At 72.7% G+C, this 26,438-nt stretch carries 19 protein-coding genes and 1 riboswitch; of the genes, 7 read left to right on the plus strand and 12 right to left on the minus strand.

The features are described from left to right. Window positions 1-10 precede the first annotated feature (10 nt). Complete coding sequence (locus OP18_RS35900; RefSeq protein WP_033363556.1) at window positions 11-1,858, minus strand: glycerol-3-phosphate dehydrogenase/oxidase; 1,848 nt, start codon at window positions 1,856-1,858, stop codon at window positions 11-13. A 66-nt stretch (window positions 1,859-1,924) separates the two neighbouring features. Here OP18_RS35900 and OP18_RS35905 point away from each other — a divergent pair, with 66 nt between their 5' ends. Further along, complete coding sequence (locus OP18_RS35905) at window positions 1,925-2,374, plus strand: SRPBCC family protein (protein ID WP_033363557.1); 450 nt, start codon at window positions 1,925-1,927, stop codon at window positions 2,372-2,374. On the opposite strand, the gene OP18_RS35910 is transcribed toward OP18_RS35905, so the two are convergent. Continuing rightward, entirely contained in the window at window positions 2,359-3,960 is a 1,602-nt protein-coding gene (locus OP18_RS35910; protein WP_033363558.1) for a phytoene desaturase family protein, read from the minus strand. The genes OP18_RS35905 and OP18_RS35910 overlap by 16 nt on opposite strands. A gap of 62 nt (window positions 3,961-4,022) precedes the next feature. Between OP18_RS35910 and OP18_RS35915 the strand changes: the two genes are divergently transcribed. Continuing rightward, the gene (locus OP18_RS35915; protein WP_052387829.1) at window positions 4,023-6,296 is read left to right on the plus strand and encodes a S8 family serine peptidase; all 2,274 of its coding nucleotides are present in this window, start codon (window positions 4,023-4,025) and stop codon (window positions 6,294-6,296) included. A 968-nt stretch (window positions 6,297-7,264) separates the two neighbouring features. Continuing rightward, a complete protein-coding gene (locus tag OP18_RS35920) occupies window positions 7,265-8,146 on the plus strand; it encodes a GNAT family N-acetyltransferase (protein WP_033363559.1) in 882 nt (293 codons plus the stop codon). Window positions 8,147-8,273: 127 nt separating this feature from the next. On the opposite strand, the gene OP18_RS35925 is transcribed toward OP18_RS35920, so the two are convergent. Continuing rightward, window positions 8,274-8,501 carry a hypothetical protein gene (locus OP18_RS35925; protein WP_033363560.1) on the minus strand — a complete coding sequence of 76 codons (228 nt, stop codon included), beginning with the start codon at window positions 8,499-8,501 and terminating at the stop codon, window positions 8,274-8,276. Window positions 8,502-8,591: 90 nt separating this feature from the next. On the opposite strand from OP18_RS35925, the gene OP18_RS35930 reads away from it, so the two are divergent. Further along, window positions 8,592-9,665 carry a dipeptidase gene (locus tag OP18_RS35930; protein WP_052387830.1) on the plus strand — a complete coding sequence of 358 codons (1,074 nt, stop codon included), beginning with the start codon at window positions 8,592-8,594 and terminating at the stop codon, window positions 9,663-9,665. Window positions 9,666-9,835: 170 nt separating this feature from the next. Here OP18_RS35930 and groL read toward each other — a convergent pair whose 3' ends face one another. The 4 genes from groL to OP18_RS35950 all read right to left on the minus strand — a co-directional run bounded on the left by groL (window position 9,836) and on the right by OP18_RS35950 (window position 15,363). Further along, window positions 9,836-11,458: a chaperonin GroEL gene (groL, locus tag OP18_RS35935; protein WP_033363562.1), complete on the minus strand. Its 1,623-nt coding sequence runs from the start codon at window positions 11,456-11,458 to the stop codon at window positions 9,836-9,838. Between the two features lie 382 nt (window positions 11,459-11,840). Next, window positions 11,841-12,044 (minus strand): cold-shock protein, encoded by a 204-nt coding sequence (locus OP18_RS35940; protein WP_033363563.1) that lies wholly within the window; start codon window positions 12,042-12,044, stop codon window positions 11,841-11,843. 293 nt (window positions 12,045-12,337) lie between these two features. Continuing rightward, window positions 12,338-14,011: a phenylacetic acid degradation protein PaaN gene (gene paaN, locus OP18_RS35945; RefSeq protein ID WP_033363564.1), complete on the minus strand. Its 1,674-nt coding sequence runs from the start codon at window positions 14,009-14,011 to the stop codon at window positions 12,338-12,340. A gap of 95 nt (window positions 14,012-14,106) precedes the next feature. Continuing rightward, window positions 14,107-15,363: an MFS transporter gene (locus OP18_RS35950; RefSeq protein WP_033363565.1), complete on the minus strand. Its 1,257-nt coding sequence runs from the start codon at window positions 15,361-15,363 to the stop codon at window positions 14,107-14,109. Between the two features lie 51 nt (window positions 15,364-15,414). On the opposite strand from OP18_RS35950, the gene OP18_RS35955 reads away from it, so the two are divergent. Continuing rightward, a complete protein-coding gene (locus OP18_RS35955) occupies window positions 15,415-15,921 on the plus strand; it encodes a winged helix-turn-helix domain-containing protein (RefSeq protein ID WP_033363566.1) in 507 nt (168 codons plus the stop codon). Here the strand turns inward: OP18_RS35955 and OP18_RS35960 are convergent. Beyond that, entirely contained in the window at window positions 15,910-16,935 is a 1,026-nt protein-coding gene (locus OP18_RS35960) for a GNAT family N-acetyltransferase (protein WP_033363567.1), read from the minus strand. The two genes, OP18_RS35955 and OP18_RS35960, sit on opposite strands and share 12 nt — an antisense overlap. Window positions 16,936-17,316: 381 nt before the next feature. Then, window positions 17,317-18,585, minus strand: a complete 1,269-nt coding sequence (thrC, locus tag OP18_RS35965; RefSeq protein ID WP_033363568.1) for a threonine synthase — start codon at window positions 18,583-18,585, stop codon at window positions 17,317-17,319. Window positions 18,586-18,595: 10 nt separating this feature from the next. Beyond that, window positions 18,596-18,735, minus strand: a riboswitch (SAM riboswitch). Window positions 18,736-18,836: 101 nt separating this feature from the next. Here thrC and OP18_RS35970 point away from each other — a divergent pair. Next, window positions 18,837-19,751 carry a glucosyl-3-phosphoglycerate synthase gene (locus OP18_RS35970; RefSeq protein WP_033363569.1) on the plus strand — a complete coding sequence of 305 codons (915 nt, stop codon included), beginning with the start codon at window positions 18,837-18,839 and terminating at the stop codon, window positions 19,749-19,751. A gap of 16 nt (window positions 19,752-19,767) precedes the next feature. Here OP18_RS35970 and OP18_RS35975 read toward each other — a convergent pair whose 3' ends face one another. Genes OP18_RS35975 through OP18_RS35985 form a run of 3 tightly spaced genes read right to left on the minus strand, consistent with a single transcriptional unit; the run spans window position 19,768 to window position 23,933 of the window. Then, window positions 19,768-20,244: a hypothetical protein gene (locus tag OP18_RS35975; protein WP_033363570.1), complete on the minus strand. Its 477-nt coding sequence runs from the start codon at window positions 20,242-20,244 to the stop codon at window positions 19,768-19,770. Between the two features lie 36 nt (window positions 20,245-20,280). Further along, window positions 20,281-21,177 (minus strand): ABC transporter permease, encoded by an 897-nt coding sequence (locus OP18_RS35980; RefSeq protein ID WP_033363571.1) that lies wholly within the window; start codon window positions 21,175-21,177, stop codon window positions 20,281-20,283. Then, window positions 21,174-23,933: an alpha/beta fold hydrolase gene (locus OP18_RS35985; RefSeq protein ID WP_033363572.1), complete on the minus strand. Its 2,760-nt coding sequence runs from the start codon at window positions 23,931-23,933 to the stop codon at window positions 21,174-21,176. Before OP18_RS35985 ends, OP18_RS35980 begins: the two co-directional genes overlap by 4 nt. An 84-nt stretch (window positions 23,934-24,017) precedes the next feature. Here OP18_RS35985 and OP18_RS35990 point away from each other — a divergent pair, with 84 nt between their 5' ends. Further along, window positions 24,018-26,228, plus strand: coding sequence for an AAA family ATPase (locus tag OP18_RS35990; protein WP_033363573.1), 2,211 nt, complete (start codon window positions 24,018-24,020; stop codon window positions 26,226-26,228). Window positions 26,229-26,438 lie beyond the last annotated feature (210 nt).

A 26,438-nucleotide genomic window follows, 5' to 3' on the forward strand; every position in this document is an offset into this window, starting at 1 on the left:
GGGCCGGGGGTTAAGAGATGGCCGTGCGATCCGATTGGAAGCCGCGCACGTCGGGGACGCCGAGCCGGGCCGCGTCGGCGGTCAGGTCGTCGGGCATGCGCTGCGACTCCTGCTCCGCGGCGACCCGCGCCAGGTAGTGCTCGATCTCCCGGGACCTCGTCGCCGCGTCCCAGCCCAGCACCGCCCCCATGACCTCGGCGGTCTCGGCGGCCGAGGCGGCACCGCGGTGGTCGGTCTCGAAGGAGATCCGGGTCCGGCGGGTCAGCACGTCCTCCAGGTGCAGGGCGCCCTCGGCGAGCGCCGCGTAGGCCACCTCCGCCGCCAGGTACTCCGGGGCGCCCGGCAGCGGGCGGCGCAGCGACGGGTCCAGGGCGAGCACGTCGAAGGCGAGCGAACCGTACCGCTCCAGCAGGTGCTCCAGGACGCCGGCGGAGATACCGTGCCGGCGGGCCAGGTCCGCGCGGTTGGTCCACAGCGCGTGGTAGCCGTCGGCGCCGAGCAGCGGCAGGTCGGCGGTGCGGGACGCCGGGACCAGCCCGCCGTGCCGGCGCAGGCCGCCGAGGCGGTGCGCGACCCGGTCGATGACGTCGGCGGCCATGACCCGGTACGTCGTGTACTTGCCGCCCGCGATCAGCATCAGCCCCAGCATCGGCTCGACCACGGCGTGCGTACGGGACAAGGCCGAGGTCTGCTCGTCGCGGGTGTGCGGCTGCCGCTGGCGGGCCTCGCGGGACAGCAGCGGGCGCAGCCCGGCGTAGACGCCCTCGATGTCCTCGGTCGACAGCGGCCGGTCCAGCACCGCGTTGACCTGGCCGAGCAGGTAGGAGATGTCGGTCGCGGACGCCGCCGGATGCCCGCGGTCCAGGTGCCAGTCGGTGTCGGTGGTACCGATGATCCAGTGCCCGCCCCACGGGATGACGAACAGGACCGAGGTCTGGGTCCGCAGGATCAGCCCGGCCTCGCCGGTGATCGCGGAGCGGGGCACCACCAGGTGGACGCCCTTGCTCGCGCGCACCTGCAGCCCCGACGACTCGCGCGGGCCGGCCCCGGACAGCAGGCCGGCGATGTCGTCCATCCACACGCCGGTGGCGGCCACGACCGTGCGGGCGTGCACCTCGAACTCCTCGCGGGACTCCAGGTCGCGCACCCGCACCCCGGTGACCTCGCGCGCGTCGCGCAGCAGCCCGACGGCGCGGGCGCTGGGCACCACCGCGGCACCGAGGCTGGCGGCGGTGCGGGCGAGCGTCGCGACCAGGCGGGCGTCGTCGACCTGGCCGTCGAAGTACTGGATGGCGCCGCTGATCGCGTCCTCACGCAGCGACGGGAAACGCCGGTGGGTCTCGGCGCGGGACAGGTGCCGGTGCAGCGGCATCCCGCGGGGCGCGGACCCGCGCAGCTGGGCGGCGGTGGCGAACGCGTCGTAGAGCCCGACGCCGGCGCCGTAATAGGCCCGCTGCCAGACGCGGTGCGCGACCCCCGTCAGGCCGCGGTGCGCGGGCAGCGGCACCAGGATCGGCACCGGCCGGACCAGGTGCGGCGCGAGGCGGGTGGCGAGCAGGCCGCGCTCCTGCAGGGCCTCGGCGACCAGGCCGAACTCGAGCTGCTCCAGGTAGCGCAGGCCGCCGTGGATCAGCTTCGACGACCGGCTGGACGTGCCGGAGGCCAGGTCCCGTGCCTCGACGAGGGCGACGGACAGCCCGCGGGACGCGGCGTCGACGGCCGCTCCGACGCCGGTGACGCCACCGCCGATGATCAGGACGTCGAAGCGCTCACGGCGCAGCCGCGCGACGTCCTGCGCACGGCGGCCGGGCGACAGGCGGCTGGCCTGGAAACGGGACGTGGAGGGTTCACGGCGCACCTCATTACCGTAGCCGCGCCCGTCACGAGTTGGTGTGGGATGAGGCGGTGGGGGAATCAGACCAACGTGTCCATCACCGAACGTATCGTCAGCGCGCCCGTCGACCGGGTCTACTCCGTCCTCGCCGACGGCTGGTCCTACAGCGACTGGGTCGTCGGCACCGCGCACATCCGTGACGTCGATGCGTCGTGGCCCGAACCCGGCTCGCGGCTGCATCACAAGGCCGGCCCGTGGCCCATGTCGATCAAGGACCGCAGCGAGTCGCTGGCCTGCGAGCAGGACAGGATGCTGCTGCTCAAGGTGCATCTGTGGCCGCTCGGCGCGGGCCAGGTCCGCTTCACGCTCGACCCGCTGGACGACCAGGCGACCCGGGTGACGATGCAGGAGCAGTTCACCGACGGGCCGCTGGTCGGGGTACGCAACAAGATCGGCGACGTCCTGCTGCACTACCGCAACGCCGAGGCGCTGAGCCGGCTGGCGGACCTGGCGGAGCGGCGGGCTCACTCCCTGCCGTAGAGGGCGCGCATCGCCTTTCCGACACCGGCCGCGTAGACGTCACCGAGCAGCGGCCGGTGCCGGGACAGCGCGGCCCGGGCCGCGTTCGCGCCCGGGGCGCCGTGCACCCCGCCGCCCGGGTGGGCGCTGGAGCTGGCCAGGTACAGCCGGTCGACCGGCGTGTCGGCCCGCCCGAGGTTCGTCACCGGCCGCCAGAACAGCTGCTGGTGCGCCGCGGCCGTGCCGCCGTTGATCGCGCCGTCGACCAGGCTCGGGTTCTCCTCGGCCAGCTCGGCCGGGCCGCTGACGTGCTTGGCGAGGATCAGGTCGTCGAACCCGGGGGCGTGCCGGCGCATCGCGTCCTCGATCCGGGTGACCTGCGTGCGCACCAGCTCCGCGTCGACCTGGCCGGGCTTCACGGGGCGTGGCAGGTGGGTGTACGCCCACAGCGACTCCGTGCCGGCCGGCGAGCGGGTCGCGTCGGCGGTGGTCATCTGGCCGATGAGCAGGAACGGGTCCCGCGGTGCCCGGCCGACGGCCAGGTCGGCGGCGTAGCGCTGCGGGTCGGCGCCGAGGTGGATGGTGCCGGCACCGGCGACGTCCGGCGAGATCCACGGGGCCTTGCCCGACAGCGCCCAGTCGATCTTCAGCGTGGCGTTGTCCCAGCGGAAACCCTCCAGGTCCCGCAGCAGCCGGGCGGGCAGGTGATCCTGGGGGACGAGGCGCTGGTACAGGGTGGGCGCCGGCACGTCGGCCAGCACGGCCCGGCGGGCCCGCACGAAGCCGCCGTCGGCGCACCGCACACCCAGCGCCCGCCCGCCGCCGACGATCACCCGCTCGACCATGGCGCCGGTGCGGATCCGGCCGTTGCCGGTCGCCGCGAGCCGGCGGACCAGGGCGTCGGTCAGCTGCTGGGCGCCACCGACGGGCACCGGGAAGCCGTACTGCTGGCCGAGCATCGCCAGCAGCCAGCCGAACCCGCCGCTCGCCGAGTCGTCCGGGGTGAGGTCGGTGTGCAGGGCGAGGCCGGTGAGCAGCAGCCGGCCGCCGTCGCCGCGGAACAGCTCCTCGCCGAGGACCCGCGCCGGGACCAGGAACCTGCGACCGAGCCGCAACGCCCCGCCGAGGCCCGCCCGCGCGGCCAGCCCGATCCCCGACCGGACCGGCGGGAACGGGGTGAGCAGCGCTGGGAGCAGGTCCCCGGAGAGGCGGCGCCATTCGGCGTACATCTGCCGCCAACGCTGCCCGTCGCCGGGCGCGAACCGGTCCAGCGACTCGGCCGTGAGGTCCAGCTCCCGGCTGAGCACCGCGGCGCGGCCGTCCGGGAAGAGATGCGCGACGACGGCCGGCGCGTGCGTCCACCGCAGCCCGTGCGCCTCCAGGTCGAGCGCGAGCAGCGGCGGCGAGCCGGCGCCGAGCGGATAGAACGCGCTGCACAGATCGTTGAGGAACCCGGGCGCGGTGATCTGCGCCGAGCGGACCGCGCCGCCCACGTGGTCGGTGCCTTCCAGCACGACGACGTCCCAGCCCGCGTCGGCGAGCATGTTGGCGGCGACGAGCCCGTTGTGCCCGGCGCCGATGACCACCGCGTCCACTGTTACCGTCATACCTCCCACTTTGCCCCCGCAGCTCATCCGAAACTGTCACAGCCGGGTCGTAGAGTGCCGCCATGACGAGGTCACGGGGTTGGGCGCTGGGATTGACCATCGTCCTGGGCCTTTGGGCCGCGGCGGTCACGGTCGGCGTCCACGCCGGCGCCTGGCTGACCGGCGAGACCCTGCAGGCGCTGGGCTCGGTCGCCCCGCGGTCGCTCTGGCCCGCGGCGGGCTGGCTCGCCGCCGTCCTCGTCGCCGGTCCGGCCATGCTGCTGGCGTGGCTGTCGCCGGTGCCGTTCGCGCGCACCGCCGGCCGGCAGTGGGCGTTCACCGCGCTGCTCGGCGGTCTGCTCGGCACCGTCCGGCTGGTCCCCGACACCTATCACGAGATCTATCTGACGCTGCTGGCCTGCCTCGCCGCGGTGGCGGCGCTCGTGCACCGCGCGGTGCGCGGCCGGGCGGAGCGGGCCGACCGCTGGCTGCTGTGGCTGTCGCTGGCGGCCGGGCTGGTCGGGCTGCTGCCGTGGCTGTGGGTCGGTGCGCTGGGCGGCCTGGTGGAGACGGTGGCCGCCCTGCTCGCCGCGGTGGCGGTGGCCTGGCTCGCGGCGCGGCCGGTCACGGCGCTCACCGCGCTCGGCGCGTCGCCGCGCAGCGCCTGGGGCGGCACGGCGCTCGGCGGCCTGACCGCGGGCGTCGGCCTGCTCACCCTGGTCGCCGGCGTCGGCGAGCCGGCGGTGCAGCTCTTCGCCATGGTCGCGATCCCGCCGCTGGCGTTCCCGCTGGCCGCCCTGGCGCGCCGGGGGCGCCCGGCGGTGCCGGCGCTGCTGGCGCCCGCCCTGTTCGGGCCGCTCGCGCTGGTCGACCCCGACGAGACGACACTGCTGCTGGGCCTGCGCGACGTCGCCTTCTGGGCGCTCGTCGGCGCCGTGGCCGGCCTGATCCTGGCGCTGCTGACCGGCGTGTCCCTGGTGCCGGCGACGGGGCGCGTCCGGTGGCTGCCCCGCTTCGCCGCCCTGACCGCGGCCGTCGTCGCGGCCGCCGGCGTGCTCGTCGCCACCGCCCTCGGCCAGCCGGGCCTGCACGGCGAGCACCTCTTCGTGATCATGAAGGAGCAGACCGACCTGAGCGGGCTGCGCGACGTGCCCGACCGCACCACCCGCATCCGGCAGACCTATGAGCGGCTGGTCGGCACCGCGGAGCGCTCACAGGGCCCGCTGCGCGCGGCGCTGCGCGCCAAGCACCTCGACTACACCCCGTTCTACCTGGTCAACGGGGTCGAGGTGCACGCCGGCCCGCTCGTGCGCCAGTGGCTGGAGGGCCGCTCCGACGTCGACCGGGTCCTGCTCAACCCGCAGCTGCGGCCGCTGCCCGTCACCCCGGCACCGGCACACGAGGGTCCGTCGGCCGCGCCGGCCACCCCACCGTGGAACGTGACGCTGATCAAGGCCGACCAGGTCTGGTCCGAGTACACCACCGGCCGCGGCATCGTCGTGGGCAGCTCCGACTCCGGCGTCGACGGCACCCACCCGGCGCTGCGGGCCTCGTTCCGCGGCTCGGACGACTCCTGGCTCGACCCGATCGACCACAGCACCGTCCCGTTCGACCCCAACGGCCACGGCACGCACACCCTCGCCACCGCGGTCGGGGCCGGCGTCGGGGTGGCCCCGGGCGCGCAGTGGGTGGCCTGCGCCAACCTGCCCCGCAACCTGGGCAGCATGTCCGCCTACCTGAGCTGCCTGCAGTTCATGCTCGCCCCGTATCCGGCCGGCGCCGACCCGCTGCACGCCGGTGTGCCCCAGCGCGCCCCGCACGTGCTCACCAACTCGTGGGGCTGCCCGACGCTGGAGGGCTGCGACGCCCGCTCCCTGCAGCAGGCGGTCGACGCCTTCTCCGCCGCCGGCATCTTCTTCGTGGCCGCCGCCGGCAACACCGGCCCCGACTGCGCCACCGTCACCGACCCACCGGCCAACTACCCGTCCACCTTCACCGTCGGCGCCGTCACCAGGTCGTCCCAGGTCGCCTCCTTCTCCAGCCGCGGCCCCACCCCCGCCGGCCTGCCCAAGCCCGACCTCATGGCCCCCGGCGCCGCCATCGTCTCGGCCCTGCCGGGCGGCGGCTACGGCGCCCTGAGCGGCACGTCGATGGCGACGCCGCACGTGGCGGGCGTGGTGGCCCTGATGTGGGCGGCCAACCCTGCCCTGATCGGCCACATCGAGCAGACCCGCGCCCTGCTGCTGCACACCACCCAACCGGTCGACGCCGCGTCCTCCTCCTGCGGGCAGGCCGACACGGCGGGCGCGGGCCTCGTGGACGCTTTGGCCGCCGTACGCGCCGCCACCACCTCATGACGGCGCCCACCTCCCACCCCGCCGCGGGCCGTGACGACGTCCGCCGCGCAGCGGCCGCGGCACGCGTTCGGCTGCGCAGCGGTCGTGGCTCGCGTCCGACCGCGCACAGCGGTCCTGGCTCGCGGACGGCCGCGCACAGCGGTCCTGGCTCACGGACGGCCGCGCACAGCGGTCACGCCTCGCATAACGGCTACGCGCAGTGGTCGTGGCTCCCGTCCGGCCGCGCGCAGCACCCCCGACCGAGCACATCCGGCTGCGCGCAGTGGTCGCGGCTCCCGTCCGGCTGCGCGCAGTGGTCGTGGCTCCCGTCCGGCCGCGCGCAGCACCCCGACCGAGCACATCCGGCTGCGCGCAGTGGTCGTGGCTCGCACGACGGCCGCGGCTCGCATCTGGCTGCGTGCAGCACCTGCCCGACGGACCGCGCTGCCGCGCGGCGGCTGGGGCTCGGGGGTTTTCTCGTGCAGCGCCCCGACTGCCGCATCGCCACGCGCCGCGCCGCGACCGCGTTGGCCACGAGCAGCGGCCGCGGCGTGCGTTGGCCGCACGCAGGCGGCCCCGCCGCGTCACGACGGTCCTGGCAGCCGGGCGTGCAAGGCGATGTGGAGCGGGCTCACGGTGCGAGGCAACGCCGCGGCCTCATGCACGCCTTGACTGCCGCGTCAGCCCGCCGCCGATGTCGACCGCGCCGCCGCCGTGGACCCAGCTCACCGTGCAGGGCGGCATAACAATGCTGGCGCGCGTCGACCGCTGGGACGCCCATCACCTGCAAACCCATCCGATTTGTCGGCCTCGTCACGAACCAGGCTCCCTCCAGCAGCGTCCGGACCTCAGCCGGCATGCGATTCGAGGGTTCACCCACCAGCGCCGTCGACCGCCACCGCGCCAGCCGGGCCGCGCCGGTCGTGCTCGGCGGGTGAGTGGCCGGGCGGTCGCGTCGAGGCGAGCTAACAGTTAGGTATGTTTACCAAATGATCGTTGACGGGGTGGATGCGGTGCTGGCGGGGCGGCTGTGCGGGCAGGCGCTGGACCTGCCGGAGGACGCCGGGGAGGCGGAGGCGCTGGTGCGGCGGCTGGCGGAGCCGCCGGCCGGGCGGGCCACGGTGCGCCTCGCGGTGCTGGACCAGGACGGGACGGCGGCTGGCGTGGTGCTCGGTTCGATCAGTGACGCCGACCCGCTGCTGGGGCACGTCGAGCTGATCGCGGTGCACCCTGGGCGGCGGCGGGCGGGGATCGGCACGGCGTTGCTGGCGGCGGCGGAGCGGCGGTTGGCGGATCTCGGGGCGCAGCGGGTCAGGATCGGGGGGAACCCGCCGTGCTACGCGTGGCCCGGGATCGACGTGCGGTACACGCCGGCGGTGTGCCTGGCGCAGCGGGCCGGGTACGAACGCAGCAACACCGCCTGGAACATGACCGCCGACCTGAGCGTGGTGAGTCCGGCGGCGCGGGCGGACGAGGAGCGGCTGGACGGCGCCGGGGTGAAGGTGGTGCGGGCCGGGGCAGACACCCCGGAGTGGGTGCGCGGCATCTGGGGCGACGGCTGGGCCTGGGAGGTCGGGCAGTCGCTGGACCGGGCCGGCGCCGGCTGCTGGGTGGCGGTGCGCGACGGGGAGATCCTCGGGTTCGCGGCGTACGGCGCCAACCGCCCCTCCTGGTTCGGCCCGATGGGCACCGCGCCGGCCGCCGAAGGGCTCGGGGTCGGGCGGGTCCTGCTGCGGCGGTGCCTCGCGGACCAGGCCGCCGGCGGGCACCACACGGCGCAGATCGGCTGGGCGGGCCCCGTGGCGTTCTACTCCAAGACGGTCGGCGCGCGCCTGGAGCGCATCTTCTGGATCTACACCAAGCAGCTGTGACGCATGAAGGGCAGGCCGTGGGTTCGCCACGATCCTGCCCCGCACACGTCGCACCGGCGCCCAGTGATCCCCCGTCGTGCCACGGGCGGCCGGTGCCGCCTCGAGAGCGGCAGCGAACGCCGCAGCGTCAGCGGTCCGGCTGGTTGCCGCGCTTGTCCTGCATCGTCGTCTGCTCCATCTGGAGTTTCTTCGCCTGCATCGTGGCCGTGTTCGCCGTCGCCGACTGGCCCGCGATGTCGGCGTCAGGCGTGATGGTCATGTCGTCGGAAAGGTCCGGGTCCATGTAGCCGAGGTCGTCTTCGCTGCGGTGCATGCCGCGGCTGTCGAAGTTGCTGTTCTTCTTTGACTTACCCATGGCTTCCCCCTCGTGTAGGCCGCTCCCACCATATGAGGACCCTTCACGTGATGCGGGCAAAATCCGCAATTCATCCCTACAGTCGGTGGGATGAGTGGTGCGATACCCGTCATCGACGGCCACAATGACCTGCCGTGGCGGCTGCGGATGCGGGCCGGGGCGCCCGACGTCGCCGGGCACGCCGAAGGACTGCACACCGACCTGCCCCGGCTGCGGCAAGGCGGGGTGCGGGCCCAGTTCTGGTCCGTCTATGTGCCCTGCGGCGGGCCGCAGTCCGAGGCGACCGTCAAGGTGCTCGAGCAGATCGACCTCGTCCGGCGGTTGGTCGAGGCGCACCCGGACCAGTTGGCGCTCGCGACCACCGCCGGGGAGGTCGAGCGGATCAGCCAGAGCGGCCGGATCGCGTCGCTGCTGGGCGCCGAGGGCGGGCACTGCCTGGACGACTCGCTGGGTGTCCTGCGCAGTCTGTACCGGCTGGGCGTGCGGTACCTGACCCTCACCCACGGCAAGAACACCGCCTGGGCGGACAGCGCCACCGACGAGCCGGCGGTCGGCGGGCTCTCGCCGTTCGGCGTGGAGGTGGTGCGCGAGCTCAACCGGCTGGGCATGATGGCCGACCTGTCGCACGTCGCGCCCGCGACCATGCACGCCGCGCTGGACGTGTCGACGGCGCCGGCGTTCTTCTCCCACTCCTCGGCGCGGGCGCTGTGCGACCACCCGCGCAACGTGCCCGACGACGTCCTGACCCGAGTGCGCGACACGGGCGGGGTGGTGATGGTGACGTTCGTGCCGTTCTTCCTCAACGAGGCCTGCCGGCAGTGGGGCGACGAGCTGTACCGCGTCGAGGACGCCATCCCGGCCGAGTTCGGCTCGGCGGAGTTCGAGCGGCTGCAGCGGGAGTGGATCGCGGCCAACCCGTGCCCGCCGTCGAGCGTGCGGGACGTCGCCGACCACGTGGAGCACGTCCGTGACGTCGCCGGGATCGGCGCGGTCGGCATCGGCGGTGATTTCGACGGTACGGAGGTGCTGCCGGAGGGCCTGCCCGACGTGTCGGCGTACCCGGCGCTGTTCGACGAGCTGCGGGGCCGTCGCTGGTCCGAGCCCGACCTGCGCAGGCTGGGCTGGGACAACACTCTGCGCGTCCTGCGCGACACCTGCGGCTGATCGCGGCGGCCGGGCAGCGAAGGACGAACCGCCCGCGGACAGCCGAAGGACGAACCCGACCGCGGACAGCCGAAGGACGAACGCGCCCGCGGACAGCCAAGGGCGCACCCGACCGCGGACAGCAAGAGGGGCAGGCCCGGCAGGGCCTGCCCCTCTACGAAGAACCGGACTCAGAAGTCCATGTCGCCGCCGCCGGGCGCACCCGCCGGCGCCGGGGTCTTCTCCGGCTTGTCCGCCACCACGGCCTCGGTGGTGAGGAAGAGCGCCGCGATGGAGGCGGCGTTCTGCAGGGCGGAACGGGTGACCTTGGCGGGGTCGATGATGCCCTCGCCCAGCAGGTTCACGTAGTCGCCCGTGGCGGCGTTGAGGCCCCAGCCCGCTTCGAGGTTGCGGACCTTCTCCACCACGACGCCGCCCTCGAGGCCGGCGTTGACGGCGATCTGGCGCAGCGGCGCGTCAAGGGCGACCTTGACGATGTTGGCGCCGGTGGCCTCGTCGCCGACGAGGTCCAGCTTGTCGAACGCCGACTTGCCGGCCTGCACGAGCGCGACACCACCGCCGGGGACGATGCCCTCCTCGACGGCCGCCTTCGCGTTGCGAACGGCGTCCTCGATGCGGTGCTTGCGCTCCTTGAGCTCGACCTCGGTGGCCGCGCCGACCTTGATGACCGCGACGCCGCCGGCGAGCTTCGCCAGCCGCTCCTGCAGCTTCTCGCGGTCGTAGTCCGAGTCCGACTTCTCGATCTCGGCACGGATCTGCGCCACCCGGCCGTTGATGGCGTCGGCGTCGCCGGAGCCCTCGACGATCGTGGTCTCGTCCTTGGTGATGACGACCTTGCGGGCCTTGCCCAGCAGGTCCAGCGTCGCGTTCTCCAGCTTGAGACCGACGGTCTCGGAGATGACCTGGCCACCGGTCAGGATCGCGATGTCGGTGAGCATCGCCTTGCGGCGGTCACCGAAGCCCGGGGCCTTGACGGCGACGGACTTGAACGTGCCACGGATCTTGTTCACGATCAGGGTCGCGAGGGCCTCGCCCTCGACGTCCTCGGAGATGATCGCGAGGGGCTTGCCGGACTGCATGACCTTCTCCAGCACCGGGAGCAGGTCCTTCACCGCGGAGATCTTCGACTCGACGATGAGGATGTAGGGGTCGTCGAGGACCGTCTCCATCCGCTCGGTGTCGGTGACGAAGTACGGCGAGATGTAGCCCTTGTCGAAGCGCATGCCCTCGGTGAGCTCCAGCTCGAGCCCGAAGGTGTTGCTCTCCTCGACGGTGATGACGCCTTCCTTGCCGACCTTGTCCATCGCCTCGGCGATGATCTCGCCGACGGTGGAGTCACCGGCGGAGATCGAGGCCGTGGAGGCGATCTGCTCCTTGGTCTCGACGTCCTTGGCAAGGTTGGCCAGCTCGGTCGCGACGGACGCGACGGCGGCCTCGATGCCGCGCTTCAGCGCCATCGGGTTGGCACCCGCGGCGACGTTGCGCAGGCCTTCACGGACCAGCGCCTGGGCGAGGACGGTCGCGGTCGTCGTGCCGTCACCGGCGACGTCGTCCGTCTTCTTCGCGACCTCCTTGACCAGCTCGGCGCCGATCTTCTCGTAGGGGTCCTCGAGCTCGATCTCCTTGGCGATGCTCACACCATCGTTGGTGATGGTGGGCGCGCCCCACTTCTTCTCGAGGACGACGTTGCGGCCCTTCGGGCCCAGCGTCACCTTGACGGCGTCGGCGAGGGTGTTCATGCCCCGCTCGAGGCCGCGGCGCGCTTCCTCGTCGAACGCGATAATCTTGGCCATTCGGCGTTGTCCTCCTGGACACTCCGGTTACGCCTCGACCCACGTGGGGCCGGCGGCTCACCGCCTGCTTTCGCACCTTCAAGGATCCAGCGGATCCCCGGTGGTCGGGCCGGATGAGCCCGCGACGACCAGCTCCCGGACGCTCTCGCACCCAGGCGCTGCACCGCCCCGACCGTTGGCACTCACCTGTCGCGAGTGCCAACTCCTGTTTAGCACTCTGACCGTGCGAGTGCAAGCAAACCGAAGGTGACGACGCGGGTGGTCGAAGCGCGGCAAACGCCAACAAACCAGGCACCAATGGTACGAAGAACGCCCGAACAGACGCAGGGCACCGTTCCTCATCAATGAGGACGGTGCCCCGGCGGGGTGGATCCAGACGATGTCAGGCGATTTGACGGACCTTCTCCGCCTGCGGGCCCTTCTGACCCTGCGCGATCTCGAACTCGACGCGCTGTCCGTCTTCCAGCGATTTGTAGCCATCCATCTCGATCGCGGAGAAGTGGACGAAGACGTCCTGCCCCCCGTCGACCGCGATGAACCCGTAGCCCTTTTCGCTGTTGAACCACTTCACGGTGCCCTGTGCCACGGTGCACTTCCTCTACTTCGGTCCCTCTTCGTCACTCCGGCTGGCTGTGGGGACCAGCCTTGAGGTCCTCGGCCGGCCACGCCGGCCCGTGGGGTGGCACCGGCGCGAGGATCGACGACCGAAACGGACGGTACACGAGATAACCCGAGACCCGACAGCCCCCAAATCGGACAGCAAGGTCACGAATCATGCGCGCGCAAAAGGTTTCCGATGGGACCTTTTCGGCGCAGTTCTTGCCGGCGCGAACATCGCCAGTCGACTAAGCCCCGACAAGGCGCCGGCAAGGCCTGCGACTAGGCGTGCCTGCGCGACTGCACGACGCGGAAGCGACTGGCCACGTACGCACCGTCCGTGAGCGCGGCATTGGCCGCGGGATTGGCGCCGCTGGCGTGGAAGTCCGAAAACGCGGCCGACTGGTTCACGAAGACGCCACCGGTAAGGTTGACTGACAAATGAACTCCGGCCTGGAGAGCGGCCTCTTCCATCGCGTCCAGGACATCGTCAGACGTCGAATACACCGAAGCGGTCAATGCGCCCTTCTTACCCACCGTGTCGGCGAAGATCCGCAAACTGTCCCCGGTCGAATCGGTGGCGACAACGAAGGAAATAGGACCGAACCACTCGGTGCCATAGGTGGCCGCCGCATCGGCGTCGAGCCGCACGATCAGAGGCGTGCGGACGGTCGCGTTCTGATATACCGGATGCGTAACGTCAGACGATTCCAGCAGCACGGTGCCGAGGGTGCGGGCTTTCTCCAAGCGGCGCAGCACGCCTTCATTGACGATGGCGCCGGAAAGCTCCACACCGCGGGCCGGGTCGCGGGTCAGTGCGGCCACCGCGCCGGCGATCCCGGCGGCGACGTCGTCGAAGCTCTTGTGCCCGTCCTCCGTGGCGATGCCGCCCGAGGGCACCAGCACGTTCTGTGGCGTCGTGCACATCTGCCCGGAGTACAGCAGCAGCGAGAAGCCGATGTTGCGGCACATCCCGGCGAAGTCGGCGGTCGAGTCGACCACGATCGTGTTGACGCCGGCCTTCTCGGTGTGGACGGCGGCCTGGCGGGCGTTGTCCTCCAGCCAGTCGCCGAACTCCGTGGAGCCGGTGAAGTCGATGATGCGCACCTCGGGCCGCACCGCGAGGACCTTCGCCAGCCCCTCGCCCGGCGCCTCGGGCGCCAGCAGCACCAGGTTGGGGTCGAAGCCGGCGTCGGCCAGCACCTCCCGGGCCGTCTTCACGGTGATCGCCAGCGGCAGCACCGCCCCCGGGTGCGGCTTGACCACGACGGGGTTGCCGGTGACCAGGGACGCGAACAGGCCGGGGTAGGAGTTCCAGGTCGGGAACGTGTTGCAGCCGATCACCAGGGCGACGCCGCGGGGCACGACATGGAAGGTCTTGCGCATCCGCAGCGGCTCACCCTTGCCCGCCGGCTTCTCCCAGGTGGCGCTCGCCGGGGTGCGGGTCATCTCGCGGTACGCGTAGGCGATCGCCTCCAGCGCCCGGTCGAACGCGTGCGGCGCGCCGGCCTGGAACGCCATGACGAACGCCTGGCCGGTGGTCGCGTGCACGGCGTTGGCCAGCTCGAAGGCGCCGGCGTGCAGCCGCGCGAGGATCTCCAGGCAAACCCCGGCCCTGGTCCGCGGCCCGGCGTCGCGCCAGGCCGGCATCCCGGCCGCGGCGGCGGCGAGCAGCCCGTCGACGTCGGCGTGCGGGTACCGGATGTCGAGCGGGATGCCGAAGGGCGAGGCCTCCGTCGCGACCCAGCCGGTGATCGCGGGCTGGTCGGCGAGGGGGAAGTCGCCGCCCAGGTACGCGCGGAAGGCGGCCTCACCGTCGGCCGCGGCGTGCTCGCCGTAGATGCGCGGGCTGGGCGACTCCGGGTACGCCGACCAGTACGCACGCTCGGCGATCGCGGTCAGCGCCCGCTCGAGGGTGTCGGTGTGGGTGGTGAACATGGGGTGTGGGTGCTCCATGTCGCCATCCTGCCATTTGGGAAGCGCCGATCTTGCGGTTGTGCTTGGAAGCCGCGACTGGAACCACGCAACCGCTGCACAACCGCAAGATCGGCCTACTTCCGCACTACTTCCGTGCCCGCGGAAGGTGCGGACGTCAACTCGCGGAGCTTCCGCAAGGGTGACAGAAGGAGTGGCACCACGGATATCAGCATTCCGGCGCACGCCACCCAGATCGTCGGGTGGACACCGATGGCCGCGCCGAGCAGCCCGCCGGCCAACCCGCCCAGCGGCATGGTGCCCCAGACGATGAACCGCATCGTGGCGTTCATCCGGCCGAGCAGCTCGTCAGGGGTGATCGTCTGCCGGAAGCTCACCTGGGTCACGTTGTACACCACGACCCCGATGCCGAACAGGATGCCGCCGGACGCGGCCAGCCACAGCCGCCAGTCGGCCCGCGCGAACGGCACGAGCAGGTTGCCGAGCGACGCGACGGTCATCGCGATCCACATCGCCGGGCCCTGGCCGAACCAGCGCACGAACGGGGTGACGAGGAACGCGCCGGCCAGCGCGCCGAGGCCGGTGACGCTGAAGTACAGGCCGATCAGCGCCGGCGACAAGGCCAGGTCGCGGGCCAGGTACACGATCAGCATCGCGTTGAAGATGGCGCCGAAGAAGTTGCCGGTGCCCGTGCACATGGAGATCGCCCGCAGCAGCCGGTTGCCCAGCACGAACCTCAGGCCTTCCATGATCTCGCGGCCGAGGTGGGCGTCGGGCCGCCGGGCCGGCCGCTCCTCGGTCTTGCGGATCCGCCAGAGGAACAGTGCCGAGACGAGGTAGCTGGCCGCGTCGGTGGCGATCGCGAGCGGCCCGCCGAGCAGCTTGACCAGGCCGCCGGCGACGGTCGGCCCGCCGATCTGCGAGGTGGAGCGGACCATCTCCAGCCGCGCGTTGCCCTCGACCAGGCGGTCCTTGCCGACCAGGAACGGCAGGTAGCTCTGGTACGCCACGTCGAAGAACACCGTGCACACGCCGCAGAGCAGGCCCACGACGTACAGCTGCGGCATCTGCAGCGTGCCGGTCCACCAGGCCAGCGGCACCGACGCCAGCAGGACGGCCCGCAGCACATCGGCCACGACCATCGTCCCGCGCCGCCGGAGCCGGTCGACCAGCGCGCCGGCGGGCAGGCCGACCAGCAGGAACGCGGCGGTCTCGCAGGCGGCGAGGATCCCGACCTCCAGCGCGGTCGCGTCCAGGGTGAGCACCGCGACCAGCGGCAGCGCCAGCAGGGTGACCTGGGTGCCCACCTGGCTGATGGTGTCGGCGGTGAACAGCAGCCTGAAGTCGCGGTCGCGGAGCAGGCCGATTTCCACGAGACCACTGTCACCGAGTGATTGGGAAAAGTCAATCAATACAATCGGACGATGCGGCGACCAGCTACCGACGCGGAGGCCAAGGCACTCGCCTCCGGCGTCCGCCTGCGCATCATCCGGCTCTGCCTGGACCGGGCGCTGACCAACAAGGAGATCGCCGAGCGGCTCGACGCCAACCCGGCCACCGTCCTGCACCACGTGCGCACGCTGGTCGCGACCGGGTTCCTCGTGCCGCAGGAGGAGCGCCGCGGCCCGCGCGGCGCCCGCGAGGTGCCCTACCTCGCGACGGGCAAGTCGTGGCAGCTCAGCGTCGGCGAGCACGGCGCGGGCACCAACCAGGCGATGCTGGAGGCGTTCCAGCAGGAGCTCGCGCTGCTGGAGGACCGGGCCGAGTCGGTCAACTTCGCCCGTCTCGGCCTCCGGCTCACCCCGCAGGAGTGGCAGGAGCTGCAGGACCGGTTCCAGGCGCTGCTGGACGAGTACGCCCATCGGGAACGCACCCATGGCCGGCCCTATTCGATCTTCCTCGCCATGTACGAGGACCGTTCACGCGACTGAGGCCTGCCAGTTCGCCCAGCGGTCCACCGCGCGGAACCCCATCGCCTCGTTGATCGCGATCATGTGCGTGTTGACCTCGGCGTTGAACGTATCGATCATACGGACCGCGGGCTCCTGCGCGCGCAGCGTCCGCAGGTTGACCACCTTGGCGATCATGCCGAGGCGGTGACCGCGGTGCCCGGGGTGCACCAGCGTGATCAGCTGCCAGGCGTGCCAGTCGATGGTCTTGGCCACCCGGATCGCGGTCCAGGCGACGAGCCGGCCGGTCGCGTCGTGGACGATGCCCGTCTCGTACCGGCGGGCACCGTACTGGGCGCGCACCTGCGACGCGCGGCGCAGCCGGTCGGCATCGACCTTCTCCGCCTCGTAGTCCAGGTCGCCGTTCGGCGTCTCGTCGAGGAAGGAGCTGTCCAGCTCGGCCAGGTCCTCGATCAGCTCCTCCGGCGGGAGGTTTCCCCATTGGACGACGGAGTAGCCGGCCGCCTTCGGCCAGCTCCCGGCGAGCAGCCGGTCCAGCTCGGCGTCGTCGGCGGTCGACAGGTCGAGCCGGCGGCGCACGTCGACCAGCTTATTCTCCTGGCCGACGGCGGCGGCGAACGGCGCCGACGAGCCGATCGGCGCGCCGTCACGATCGGTGAACACGCTGAAGCCCATCGCCGAGGTCCGGCCGCGGGCCAGGCCGAAGTCGACGGCGTGGCGGTACAGCGCGCGGCCGACGCCCTGGCGGCGGTGCCGCTTGAGCACCAGCACGTCCAGGATCGCCTTGGTGAGGTTGTCGTAGACCGGCAGGTCGACGTGGACCATGCCGACCGGCTCCGCGCCGCGGTACGCCAGGAAGGTGTGCCGGTCCGCGCCCGGCATGGGTACGCGGACCCGCACGTCGTGCTCGTAGCGGCACACCGGCGGCAGGTCCGGCAGGTCGGCCGCGATCGCCTCGTTACCGATCAGGTAGGCCGCGTCGACTGCCGCCGGGTCATCGACGTCCAGCTCGACGATCGTGAGGTCATGGCTCATGCCGCCAGGGTGGCGCAGGTGGACATCGACGGACAACACATATTCGCCTCGATGCGCCGCCGCCGCGACCTGCCCGGAAATTGGTCGAGAGGACGCTCGCCAGCACCTCCGGTGCTGTGGTCGCGGGCCTGGACCAGGGTCCGGGCCTCGCGGCGACACGTCCTCCCGCACCGAGCATCCTGGCGCGCGGTCCCCAGGTCGTCAAGCCCCTCGGTGGATGGCTTCGAGACGCTCGGCTCGACCGCGGTCACCGTGCGTGCCGGCCGCCTCCGTCGATCGGATGAGTCCGTCCTCGTCCGAGCGTGGAAGCGCTCTCTCAAGCGCAGCCGGTCCGACACCGTCCGTCACCGGTGCCGACCGGTTGCGCAAAAAAATCAGCCCTCAGCTCAAAAGCCCGGCCTCGCGGACCGACTTCAGCGACGGCTTCACCCGGTGCGTCGGGCCGACCGAACCGGCGACCGCGTCGAGGGTCTTGAGCCCGTCGCCGGTGTTGAACACGACGGTCTCCTTCGACGGGTCGAGCTTGCCGGTCTCGACGAGCTTCTTCAGCACCGCGGTGGTGACCCCGCCGGCGGTCTCGGCGAACACGCCGGTGGTGCGGGCGAGCAGCTCGATGCCGGCGCGGATCTCGTCGTCGTCGACGTACTCCATCCAGCCGCCGGTGCGGCGCACCGACTCCAGCGCGTAGACCCCGGCGGCCGGGTCGCCGATGTTGAGCGACTTGGCGATGCCGGTCGGCTTGACCGGGACGATCTCGTCGGTGTCGTTGTGCAGCGCGACCGCGATCGGGTTGCAGCCGGCGGACTGTGCCCCGTACACCTTCCACTCCGACGCCGGCACGAGGCCGATCTCGACCAGCTCGCTGAACGCCTTGTCCACCTTGGTGAGCAGCTCGCCGCTGGCCATCGGGATGACGACCTGCGCCGGGATCCGCCAGCCGAGCTGCTCGGCGACCTCATACCCCAGGGTCTTGGAGCCCTCGGCGTAGAACGGCCGGACGTTGACGTTGACGAACGCGGTGTCCTCGAACTCGTCGGTCTCCGTCAGCTCCGAGCACAGCCGGTTGACGTCGTCGTAGGACCCGTCGATCGCCACGACGTTGCCGCCGTAGACGGCGCTCATGACGACCTTGCCCGGCTCCAGGTCACCCGGGATGAACACGGTGGAGGGCACCCCGGCGCGCGCGGCGTGCGCGGCGACCGAGTTGGCGAGGTTGCCGGTGGAGGCGCACGAGTAGCGGGTGAAGCCGAGCGCCTTGGCCGCCGTCAACGCCACCGACACGACCCGGTCCTTGAACGAGTGGGTCGGGTTGGCCGAGTCGTCCTTCACCCACAGCGACCCGGTGATGCCCAGCTCCTTGGCCAGCAGGTCGGCCTTGACCAGCGGGGTCAGCCCCGGGTCGAGGGTGACGCGGCTGGCGGGGTCGGTGCCGACCGGCAGCAGCGGCGCATAGCGCCAGATGTTCTGCGGGCCCGCCTCGATCTGCTCGCGGGTGACCCGGGCGAGCGCCGCGGCGTCGTAGCCCACCTCGAGCGGGCCGAAACACTCATAACACGCGTGCTGGGCGGCGAGCGGGAACTGGGTGCCACAGCCACGGCAGACCAGGTGGCGGGCGGGAGAGTCGGTGAAGACGCTGAGCGTCGAGGTCATGGAGGCCTTCCTCTCATCTTCCCCAGGTGCATGGCCTTGCGCACCGGGACGGATTTGGCACCTACCGCGATCGGCCTCGTCGTCGAGACGTCGTCGCAGGGGTTGCCGGGGCTTCATCGGGCCGTATCCCTCTGCCCCTCTGGATGAGGTATTCAGTTGTGTCGTGCCTGTTACGACTCTCAGTGTAAGGGGCGACACCGCCCGCGCTGTATGAGTCATCTCACGGGATGGGCATGGCTACCGTTTCACTCATGCACCCCGACGCGGCGGCCTGGTTCGCCAAACGTACCTCCTCCTGGCGCGACTGGTCCCTCGCCGACCTGCGCCGCCGCAAGGGCGACACCCGCATCAGCGTGGTGCTGCCCGCCCTGGACGAGGAGCCGACCGTCGCCGAGATCGTCACCGGCGTGCGCACTCTCATCCCCCTCGTCGACGAGGTGATCGTGGTCGACTCGGGCTCGGTCGACCGCACCGCCGAGGTGGCCCGCCGGGCCGGCGCCGCCGTCCACCACCGCGACGACATCCTGCCGGAGACCGGCTCCCGCCCCGGCAAGGGTGAGGTGCTGTGGAAGGCCCTCGCGGTGGCCACCGGCGACATCCTCGTCTACGTCGACGCCGACCTCACCGACTTCCGCCCGCACTTCGTCACCGGCCTGCTCGGCCCACTGCTGGAGGACCCGGCGACCCTGATGGTGAAGGCCTTCTACGACCGTCCCCTGCTCGACGTCTCCGCCGCCGGCGGGGGCCGGGTCACCGAGCTGGCCGCCCGCCCGCTGCTCAACGCGTACTTCCCGGAGCTGGCCGGGGTCGTGCAGCCCCTCGCCGGCGAGTACGCCGCCCGCCGCTCGCTGCTGGAGTCCCTGCCCTTCGCGGCCGGCTACGGCGTCGAGACGGGGCTGCTCATCGACACGTACCGCACCGCCGGCCTGGACGCGGTGGCCCAGGTCGACCTCGGCCAGCGCACCCACGGGCACCAGGACACCGCCGCCCTCGGCCGGATGGCCGCGACGATCCTGCACACCATCCACGCCCGGGTGTTCCCCGACCGGCCGACCTGGCCGACCCTCACCCAGTTCGAACGCCACGGCGACACGGTCACCCCGGCCGACCGTGAGGTCGCCCACCCGGACCGCCCGCCGATGGTCACCGTCGCGCAGTACCGCTGACCGCCGCACGGCCGCGTCAGACGGGGGCCTCGGCGTCGGCGAACTGCCACAGCGTCGAGGTCGTGATGCCGGCGCCGAGCAGGGCGGTCGCCACCGCGGCCCACTCGGTCAGCAGCAGCCAGACCGGGGTGTCGATCAGCGCCGCCGGCGGCTCACTCGTCAGCGACGCGACCACCACGACCACCGCGACCAGCGCCAGCAGCACGAACGTCAGCACCACCGTCAGCCGCAGCGCCCAGTGGCCGAAGCGGCGGCCGGTGGCGAACAGCAGCGCGCACACGGCGACCAGGACGGCGACGCCGGCCGCGGCGAACGCGCCGACCAGGGTGAAGATCTGCGCGGTGAGGGCCTGGGCCGGACCGTTCATGGCGTTGGAGGACGCCGGGTAGCTGGTCCAGCCGGCGATGTTGGCCTGGTCGTAGTAGAGGGTGCCGGACAGCGCGGCGAGGCCGAGCACGAGCAGCCAAGCGCCGCGGAGCGCCGAGGTTCGCATGGACCGGCACCCTACCGGTCAGTACGCGAAACGCCTTCAGCTCACCACGTCTTTTCGCAGGAACCGCCACCACGCGAGGGAGAAGAAGATCGTCGCGTACGCGAGGGAGGCGATGCAGCCCTTGACGATGTCGTCGGTCTGCAGCGGGGTGGACAGCAGGCCGAGCCAGGCGTCGCCGTAGTGGGTCGGCAGGAAGTTGCGGATCGTGCCGAGCGCGGTGATCTGGTCGAGGATGTTGGACAGGATCTGCAGCAGGACCGCGCCGCCGACGGCGCCGAGCGGGGCGTCGGTGGACACCGACAGCAGGAACGCGAGCGAGGCGACGACCAGCAGCGACACGCACAGGTAGCCGACGATCTCCAGCAGCCGCACGACGCTGGTGCCGGCCGCGATCTCGCCGCCGATCGGGGCGTTGAGCGGGGCCCAGCCGTAGCGCAGCGTGCCCGCGAGCAGGGCGGTGCCGACCAGGATCAGCATGGCGAGCAGGCAGTAGAGCAGCGCCGCGGTCACCTTGACGCCGAGCAGCCTGGCCCGCGGGACGGGCATCGCCAGCAGGTACCGCAGACTCCCCCACGACGCCTCGCTGGCCACCGTGTCGCCGCAGAAGAGGGCGACGACCACCACGATTAGGAAGCCCGAGGAGACCAGCAGGGTGAAGAGGGTGAAGTTGGCGCCGCCGGCCGTGGCCAGGTCGGCGAGGCGGGAGAACTCGCCGCCGCCGCCCTCGCCGTCGTCGCCGCCGTTGTCGAGCTGGAAGGCGATCAGGATGATCAGCGGCAGCAGCACCATGAACCCGAGCGCCAGCTGGGTGCGGCGGCGGGCCGCCTGGCGGCGGATCTCCGTCCACAGCGAGAGGGTGGCGCCCGGCCGGTAGCCCGGCGCGCCGCCGACGGCGTCGACCGCGGCGGAACCCGGAGTGGAGGTGGATGTCATGACCGCTCCCCGCTGGCCTTGGTGTCGCCGCCGACCAGCGACAGGAACGCGTCTTCGAGCCGCCGCCGCGGCGTGACCCGGTCGATGCCGACGCCGGCGCGCACGAGCGCGGCGACCACCTCGGACCTCGGTGTGCCGTCGATGTCGACGACCAGTCCGTTGCCGCCGGACCAGGCGACCGAGCGGATCCCGGCGAGCTCCTCGAGGACCTTCCCGGCGGCGTCCACGTCGGACACGTCCAGCTGCACCGTCGGCGAGTCGCCCACGATGTCGTCGACCTTGCCGGCCGCCACGACCTCGCCCTTGTGCATCACGACGACGTCGGTGCAGGTCTGCTCCACCTCGGCGAGCAGGTGGCTGGACACCAGCACGGCCCGGCCGCCGGTCGCGTACCGGCGCAGCACCTTGCGCATCTCCGCGATCTGCGGCGGGTCCAGCCCGTCCGTCGGCTCGTCCAGCACGAGCAGCTCCGGCAGGCCGAGCATGGCCTGGGCGATGGCGAGGCGCTGGCGCATGCCGTGGCTGTAGGTCTTCACCCGCCGGTTGACGGCCGTGCCCAGACCGGCGATCTCGAACGCCTCGTCGAAGTGCGCGTCCTGTGCCGGCCGGCCGGTCGCGGCCCAGTACAGGTGCAGGTTCTGCAGACCGGTGAGGTGCGGCAGGAAGCCCGGGCCCTCGACGAGGGCGCCGACCCGGGACAGCACCGGGGCGCCCGGCAGGAGCTGGTGGCCGAAGACGAGGATCTCGCCCTCGCTGGGCCTGGTCAGCCCCATCAGTACCCGCAGCGACGTGGTCTTGCCGGCGCCGTTCGGGCCGAGCAGGCCGACGACCTGCCCACGCTGGACGGTGAAGTCGACCTTCGCGACGGCGACGAAGTCCCCGTACGTCTTGCGCAGCCCCCGCACCACGAGCGGCGTGTCGGCGTGGTCGGGGTCGATGCGGCGCTCGATGCGCCTGGCCCGGGCGCGGGCGACCAGCACCGCGGCGACCAGCCCGACCAGGATGAGCGCGACGAGTGCGGCGAGGACGTACCGCCAGATGACGTTCGGGTTCGCCAGCGGCGTGCCGGCCACGTCCGGCAGGCTCACCGCCCCGTCGACGGCGACCTGGTAGACGACCGGGTCGGGTGGGGAGGCGTACGCGCTGTCGGCGGAGGCGACCGTGATGCGCACCCGGCTGCCCGCCTCGAATCGGTGCACGACGGCGGGCAGCGTCACGGTCACCGGCTGCGCGTCGGCGATGGTCTTCGGCAGCCCGGTCAGCCGTACCGGCGCGATCAGCCCGTCGGGGATCGAGGCGGCGCCCTTCGCCGGCACGTCGTACAGCTTGACGAAGAGCACCGCCTCGCCGGTCGGCGACGCGGCCCGGATGCGCACGACCGGCGCGCCCGCCACGTCCAGCGTCGCGGGCAGCGGTGCGGACGTGTAGTCGGCGTGCTGGCCCGGGATCTCGGCGGAGACACCGCTGCCGAGCAGGCTCGCGACGCTGGCGATCGGCAGCGAGGAGATCGCGGCCGGGTTGCCGTTGGGCGGGTTGGCGATGTCCTGGGGACCGCCGGTGAGCGCGATGCTCGCGGTGGAGGTGCCGGCCAGGCCCGGGTACGCGTCCAGCGACGACGCCGCGGTGACCAGCCCGCGGCCCTGCGCGTTGAGGCCGGACACCCGCGAGTAGGTGAAGCTGTTCTCCGGCGCCTTGCCGTTGCCCTTGACGTAGTGGTCGAGCCACTGCGCGGTCAGGAACCGCAGCCGGTCGACCTCGGACTGCGGGCCCTTGCCGCCGTCGTGGCCGCCGGTGAACCAGGCGACCCGCACGGGCGTGCCGGCGGCGGCGATGCCGCGGGCGTTGGCGTCGCCCTCGCTGAGCGGGAACAGGGTGTCGACCTGGCCCTGGATCAGCAGCGTCGGTGCCTTGATCCGGTCCAGCACCGGGGCCGGGCTGGAGCGGCGCAGCAGGGCGAGCGCCGCCTCGCCGGCCTTGCCGGTGGTGGCGATGTCGAGGTACGCCTCGCAGACGTCCCTGGCGAAGCGGCCGCACTGGGCGTCGCCGGTGGGGGTCCGCTGCGGCGCGGCCGCGCCGCCGCCGGTGAGCGCGTCGGTGATGGGGTCGGCGCTGCCGGAGCCGAAGAACAGGCCGGCCCACTGCTTCTTGAACACGCCGCCGGCGGGGTCCTTGCCGGTCGACTCGGGCAGGAAGGCGCGGGACAGGTCGTTCCACGTGATCATCGGGACGATCGCGTCGACCCGCCGGTCCTGCGCGGCCAGCAGCAGGGCGAGCGCGCCGCCGTAGGAGCCGCCGACCGCGGCGACGCGCGGGTCGCCGGCCGCGTCGGTCTGGATGTCGGGCCGGGCGGCGAGCCAGTCCAGCAGCCGCTGCGCGTCCTTGACCTCCCAGTCGGGGCTGTCGAGGTGGATCTCGCCGGTGGAGCGGCCGAAGCCCTGTGCGGTCCAGGTGAGCACCGCATACCCGAGATCGGCGAAGTCCTGCGCGTCGGACCGCACGCTCTGCTTGGTGCCGCCGAAGCCGTGCGCGAGCAGGATCGCCGGTTTCCGGCCGCTCTTCTTGGGCAGGTACAGCGTCGTGTCGAGGGTCACCTCGGTCGCGTCGCCGGGGCCGGTGCGCACGGTGATGCGCTGCTCCTCGGTGCGGTACGTGGCGGGCGAGGGCACGACCGCCCAGCCGACCAGACCGACCAGCACCAGGGCGACCACCGAGCCGGCGATGACCCGGCGCCGGTTGAGACGCGGTAAGAGACGCATCGGCCAAACGTACGCAACCGATGTTGCGCGATGGCGAATTCCTCAGCGCCTTCTCAGCAAGCGGCCGGGATATACGCTCGCGGAGTGGCCGCGACCTTGACGCTCACCGCCAGCCTGCGCCCGGCGGCGCTGGACGCCCGCCGCGGCGTGGTCCGGCTGCATCCGGAGGTGCTGGCCGCGCTGGGGCTGCGCGCGGGGGACCCGATCGCGCTCACCGGCCGCCGCGAGTCGGCGGGGATCGCCGCGCCGGCGGAGGCCGGCGCCAGCCGCGCCCTGCTCTACGCCGACGACCTCCTGCTGGGCAACCTGGGGCTGCGCGACGGCGGTCAGGTCACCGTCGCGGCCGCGCGGCTGCGCGCGGCGACGTCGGTGACGCTGACCGGTCCGGCGCAGATCGCCGCGGTCGTCTCGCCGGAGATGCTGCGGCTGGCCCTGCTCGGCAAGGTCGTCACCGTCGGCGACAACGTGTCGCTGCTGCCGCAGGACGTGTCGCTCACGTCGCTGGACCCCGGCGTGTTCGAGGCGGCGCGGCGCAGCCTGTCCAACACCGTCGGCTACGCGTGGACCAGCGCCCTGCTCACCGTCGTCGCCGCCGACCCGGGGCCCGGTGCGCTGGTCACGATGGACACCGCCGTCGGCTGGCGGCACGGGCACGCCACCCACGCCCCCGGCAGCGTCCTCGCCCCCGCCCACCACCCGTCCGACAGCCCGGCGCCGGTCGCCACCGTGCAGCTCGACGACCTCCCCGGCCTGCGCGCCCAGGCGGAGCAGCTGACCGAGCTGCTCGACCTCGGCTTCCACCACCGCGAGGTGCTGGCCAAGCTCGGCACGACGGTGTCACTGGGCGTCCTGGTGACCGGCCCGGCCGGCTCCGGCAAGTCCGACCTCGTGCACGCCGTCGCGGCGGGTGTCGAGGCGCGGGTGGTGCCGCTGTGGGCGCCGGAGCTCGCGGCGCTCACCAACAACGACGCGGCCGGCCGGCTGCGCGAGGCGGCCGGCCAGGTGCGCGCCCCCGGGCCGGCGGTCCTGCTCGTCGCCGACGTCGACGCGCTCGCCCCGCGCGAGCAGCCCGGCCCGCTGTCCACCGTGTTCCGCCAGCTGGTCGGCGAGCTGATCCGCGACGGCGAGGCGGTCGTGTGCACCACCAGCCGCCCCGAGTCCGTCGACCCGGCGCTGCACTCCCCCGGCCTGCTCGCGCACGAGATCGCGGTCCCGCTGCCCGACGCCGCGCTGCGCCGCGAGCAGCTCGCCGTCCTGACCCGCGGCATGCCGCTCGACGAGCACGTCCGCCTCGACGACGTGGCGGGACGCACGCCCGGCTTCGTCGCCGCCGACCTCGCCGCGTTGTCCCGCGAGGCAGGTGTACGAGCAGCGCTGCGCCACCGCCGCGAAGGCGAGCCGCCGGTCGTCCTCATGGCCGACTTCGACGCCGCGCTGGAGGTCGTGCGCCCCACGTCGATGGCCGAGTCGTCCCTCGAGCTGGCCAAGGTCACCCTCGACGACGTCGGCGACATGGCCGAGGTGAAGCAGACCCTGACCGAGTCGGTGCTGTGGCCGCTGTCGTACCCCGACGCGTTCTCCCGCCTGGGCGTGGAGCCGCCGCGTGGCGTCCTGCTGTACGGCCCGCCCGGCTGCGGCAAGACGTTCCTGGTGAAGGCGATCGCCGGCACCGGCAAGGCCAACGTCCTGTCGGTCAAGGGCGCCGAGCTGCTGTCGAAGTGGGTCGGCGAGAGCGAGCGCGCCGTGCGCGAGCTGTTCCGCCGGGCCCGGGAAGCCGCACCGACGCTGGTCTTCCTCGACGAGGTCGACGCCCTCGCCCCGACCCGCGGCCAGGCCACCGACGGCGGCACCACCGACCGCGTCGTGGCCGCCCTGCTCACCGAGCTCGACGGCGTCGAGTCCCTGCGCAACGTCGTGGTCATCGGCGCCACCAACCGCCCCGACCTGGTCGACCCGGCGCTGCTGCGCCCCGGCCGCCTGGAGCGCCTCGTCTTCGTCCCGCCCCCGGACGCCGACGCCCGCGCCGAGATCCTGCGCACCGCCTCGAAGTCGGTCCCTCTCGCCGCCGACGTCGACCTGCCCTCCCTGGCCGCGTCCCTGGACCGGTTCTCCGCCGCGGACTGCGCCGCGCTCATCCGCGAGTCCGCCCTCGCCGCCATGCGCGAGTCCCTGGAGGCCACCGAGGTCACCGCCGCCCACGTGGCCCTGGCCCGTGAGCGGGTCCGCCCGTCGCTGGACCCGGCCCAGGTCGCCTGGCTCGCCGCGTACGCCGAGCAGCAACAGTCCCGCGGCTGACTCCCCCTGCCCCGGGCACGCCGTCACGCCGGTCGGGCCTGGCCCGGGTCGGCCGCCACCCGCAGGTCCTGCGCCGCGAGCAGCATGTCCTCCTGGACCGGGCTCCTCCATGCCCACGGGGCCGGTCCGCCTGGCAGGTGGAGAGGGTGAGTCGTGCCGAGAACGGACAGCACCGGCCCGCCCGGCAGCGGCGCGGGTCACGGTCGACCT

Origin of the sequence: Dactylosporangium aurantiacum (assembly GCF_000716715.1) — a bacterium.
GTDB classification, from domain to species: domain Bacteria; phylum Actinomycetota; class Actinomycetes; order Mycobacteriales; family Micromonosporaceae; genus Dactylosporangium; species Dactylosporangium aurantiacum.

Coding starts and splice junctions, on each gene's coding strand:
- OP18_RS35910 (WP_033363558.1), bottom strand. CDS start 3,960: ATGACGGTAACAGTGGACGCGGTGGTCATCGGCGCCGGGCACAACGGG.
- OP18_RS35915 (WP_052387829.1), top strand. CDS start 4,023: ATGACGAGGTCACGGGGTTGGGCGCTGGGATTGACCATCGTCCTGGGC.
- OP18_RS35920 (WP_033363559.1), top strand. CDS start 7,265: ATGATCGTTGACGGGGTGGATGCGGTGCTGGCGGGGCGGCTGTGCGGG.
- OP18_RS35925 (WP_033363560.1), bottom strand. CDS start 8,501: ATGGGTAAGTCAAAGAAGAACAGCAACTTCGACAGCCGCGGCATGCAC.
- OP18_RS35930 (WP_052387830.1), top strand. CDS start 8,592: ATGAGTGGTGCGATACCCGTCATCGACGGCCACAATGACCTGCCGTGG.
- groL (WP_033363562.1), bottom strand. CDS start 11,458: ATGGCCAAGATTATCGCGTTCGACGAGGAAGCGCGCCGCGGCCTCGAG.
- paaN (WP_033363564.1), bottom strand. CDS start 14,011: ATGGAGCACCCACACCCCATGTTCACCACCCACACCGACACCCTCGAG.
- OP18_RS35955 (WP_033363566.1), top strand. CDS start 15,415: ATGCGGCGACCAGCTACCGACGCGGAGGCCAAGGCACTCGCCTCCGGC.
- OP18_RS35960 (WP_033363567.1), bottom strand. CDS start 16,935: ATGAGCCATGACCTCACGATCGTCGAGCTGGACGTCGATGACCCGGCG.
- thrC (WP_033363568.1), bottom strand. CDS start 18,585: ATGACCTCGACGCTCAGCGTCTTCACCGACTCTCCCGCCCGCCACCTG.
- OP18_RS35970 (WP_033363569.1), top strand. CDS start 18,837: ATGCACCCCGACGCGGCGGCCTGGTTCGCCAAACGTACCTCCTCCTGG.
- OP18_RS35975 (WP_033363570.1), bottom strand. CDS start 20,244: ATGCGAACCTCGGCGCTCCGCGGCGCTTGGCTGCTCGTGCTCGGCCTC.
- OP18_RS35980 (WP_033363571.1), bottom strand. CDS start 21,177: ATGACATCCACCTCCACTCCGGGTTCCGCCGCGGTCGACGCCGTCGGC.
- OP18_RS35985 (WP_033363572.1), bottom strand. CDS start 23,933: ATGCGTCTCTTACCGCGTCTCAACCGGCGCCGGGTCATCGCCGGCTCG.